Source organism: Vibrio sp. V43_P6S15P86 (assembly GCF_009904725.1).
Classification (GTDB): Bacteria; Pseudomonadota; Gammaproteobacteria; order Enterobacterales; family Vibrionaceae; genus Vibrio; species Vibrio diabolicus.
This window is the reverse complement of record NZ_WXWT01000141.1, coordinates 1-2,975: the sequence shown is the minus strand read 5'-3', so window position 1 is coordinate 2,975 and position 2,975 is coordinate 1. Positions and strand designations below refer to the sequence as shown.

At 44.4% G+C, this 2,975-nt stretch carries 3 protein-coding genes; 1 reads left to right on the top strand and 2 read right to left on the bottom strand.

The window, feature by feature from the left end:
• The first annotated feature begins 100 nt into the window (after window positions 1–100).
• Window positions 101–457, top strand: a complete 357-nt coding sequence (locus CAG69_RS06245) for a hypothetical protein (RefSeq protein WP_005398137.1) — start codon at window positions 101–103, stop codon at window positions 455–457.
• 68 nt (window positions 458–525) lie between these two features.
• On the opposite strand, the gene CAG69_RS06240 is transcribed toward CAG69_RS06245, so the two are convergent.
• Window positions 526–2,415, bottom strand: a complete 1,890-nt coding sequence (locus CAG69_RS06240) for a M48 family metallopeptidase (RefSeq protein ID WP_161443225.1) — start codon at window positions 2,413–2,415, stop codon at window positions 526–528.
• A partial coding sequence (locus CAG69_RS06235) for a LemA family protein (RefSeq protein WP_202600710.1) occupies window positions 2,415–2,975 on the bottom strand: 561 nt, incomplete at its 5' end. The genes CAG69_RS06240 and CAG69_RS06235, both read right to left, overlap by 1 nt.

The window sequence follows — 2,975 nt, the reverse complement described above, 5'->3', positions numbered from 1 at the left end:
AAAAGTCACTTGTAATTGCAGATTATAGGAGCAGAATATAGCGAAAAATGAGATTTCATTTATGAAGGGATGCTTTTTTAGACTTGTTGTGAGGTGACTTATGAAACTGTTCCTATTACTCATGGCTTCGGTATCTGCTGGTGTCGCATCTGCAGACCACATCCATTCATTTATGTTGGGTCTATCTATTGCTTCTCTAGCGGTAGGGAGCTGTTATTTCTTTGCATTCCGTAGCTCGCGCTTTCCGCAGCTTGCCTTATTCTTACTAATTTGCGGCATGCTTTCTAAGTTGACGATAACGGTTGTTGGTGTGATGTGGGGAATGTCGGCTGAATTAATTACATCTCCAATCGTCTTCGCACTTTCGTATTTATTCTTCTCCCTCGCCGTGACCTACTTATGGTTTAGTTATCGAGAGAGTATTACTAAGATCCCTGATCGATTTAAGTCAGCGTAAATCGTCAAATAAGAAAACATAATGAAAAAACGCCAGCAAAAGTGCTGGCGTTTTTGTTTAAAGCTAAGTCAGTTAGTTTGTTGTGTTTGGCTCGGTAGGGTTTGTCCTGTATTGACTGATACTGTTAGTGGCGGCTCTGGAACTTCTAAGAAGCAGGCGATTACTCTATAGAGTTCTCCTTCCGCAACGGTAACCTTTCCATCCAATTCAATCGCTAATCGACACGCTTTTACGAACAAGCGACGACTTTTCGGTTTGAGTTGCAGTAGGAGCTCTAAAGCAGCGCGATTTAGGCCCCAGTTCTTATTTGCGGGTTGTAACTCTGCATCATTAAAGCCCAAACAGGTTAGGGCGCTGCTAAATGCACGTTGAGCGTCTTCCGGTTGAGAGTGACTAACCCAAGCCAATTCGCGCAGTAGCCAAAACACACTCTCTTTTAATTGCTTTAAAGATTGGAACTGTTTTGTACATCCATACGATTCGAGTAGTTGCTTCTCCAATAAGTTGATGACACACCATTCTGCGAGTGAGTAGTGGTCATCAGTTTGAGAGAGTTCACGTAGCACCTGGCACAGTCTGTTTTTCTGACCCTCACTCAGCGATTTCAAGGCAGGGATGGAGAGTTCGAGTAATGGAAAGCGTAGATGAAGAGGCAAATCATAATCTAGCCATGGTAATAATTGTGCTTGAGACACATTTGGGATATGACTTTTTATCATCTCTCGCTGGAGTTCACTGCCATCAAATATCAAGGCAAAAGCAATAAAGCGCGCACTGTATGGTTCACGAGCGATGTTGACAAGTTCGGAAGGAAGTTGGTTAAGTAGCTGTTGACCTACTTCGCTGAGTTCTGCGGTGGTTGGTTTCTCCGGTTGTGTCGATGTCCCTGATGTGAATCCACTAACGTTATCATTCTCAAAGCTTGTCGTTGGACGATGCGAACTTTGAGAAAAACTTCCATCCCAACCAGGTTCAATTCGGCGAATCCGTTCTTCTAGTGGAGGGTGAGTGGCAAATAGGCCAGAAAAGCCGGAGAGTTTGCTTTGACCAAACATCATATGGCTCATCTCATCGCTTGCTTTTGTATTCAATGAAGAACCCGCCATATGACTACCAATTTTCTTGAGTGCACCAGCAATGCCTTGATCGTTTCGAGTAAATTGAACGGCACTGGCATCAGCGAGAAATTCACGTTGACGAGAGATTGCAGCTTTGATCATCGAGCCAAACAAGGTGCCAATCCAGCCCAGAACCAAACAGATAATCGCAATCAGCATGATAACCGCAAAGCCTTTATCGGAATCGGAAGAACTTCTTGATACGCGGCTCGTATGATGAGTGTTATCTAAGACCAAGTGTCCAAAATGTGCAATGCAAGTGATGCCAAACAGTACGCCGATAAGACGCGTATTCAAACGCATATCTCCGTTTAAGATATGGCTGAATTCATGAGCAATGACACCTTGTAGTTCATCTCGCGTGAAGCTATCCAGTGCGCCTTGTGTGACGCCGATGACGGCATCATCAATGCTCATGCCTGCTGCGAAAGCATTGATACCACGCTCTTCCTGCATCACATAGACGGGAGGAACCGGAATACCAGATGCAATTGCCATCTCTTCCACAACGTTGAGCAGTTGTCTATGTTTTGCATCTAAGGTGTTTGAGGAAATCAGCTTGCCACCTATGCTCTCAGCAACCCCTCGGCCTCCATTGGAGGTAAGGGCGGATAAGCGAACCATTGAACTTATTGCAACAACCAGCAATACACCAGCAAAGCACAACAAGACGTAGGTAAGTGCGGTTTCTTGATCAAAACTTTCGCCTGTTACTCCGTAATAGATACCAATCGATAATACGCTTAACAAACCAGTGATGGTGACAACTGCTAAGGAAAACAGGAACACCAAAAGCCCAGTGCGTTGACGCGCGGTATCTTGATGGTCAAAGAAATTCATTAGAACTCAACCTTAGGGGCCGCTTGTATTTCAGCACTGTCAGAAAACTCTAACAGTTTGCCATCTTGGAATCCGAATGCGTTGGAAAACAACACTGGCGGGAACGTTTGTTTGTATGTGTTGTAGCTGGTTACCGCATCATTAAATGCTTGGCGAGCAAACGCAACTTTGTTCTCAGTGCTGGTTAATTCTTCTTGAAGCTGACTCATGGTTTCATTCGCTTTAAGCTCAGGGTAGGCTTCCACTACAACATTAAGTTTGCCCAACGCACTTTGCAGCATGCCTTCCGCTTGGTTTAGTTGGCTAATTGCCGCATCACTACCAGGCGCGTCACTGGCTGCTTTCAGGCCAGCAATTGCTTGATTACGAGCTTGGATGACACGTTCAAATGTTTCTTTTTCGTGTTCCATATAGCCTTTTGCAGTATTAACTAAGTTCGGAATCAAATCGTATCGACGTTTTAATTGAACTTCTATTTGAGCGAAGCTGTTTTTGAAACGGTTTTGTAGAGTAACGAGCTTGTTGTAGATACTGACGGCGTACACCACAATGAGCAGGAC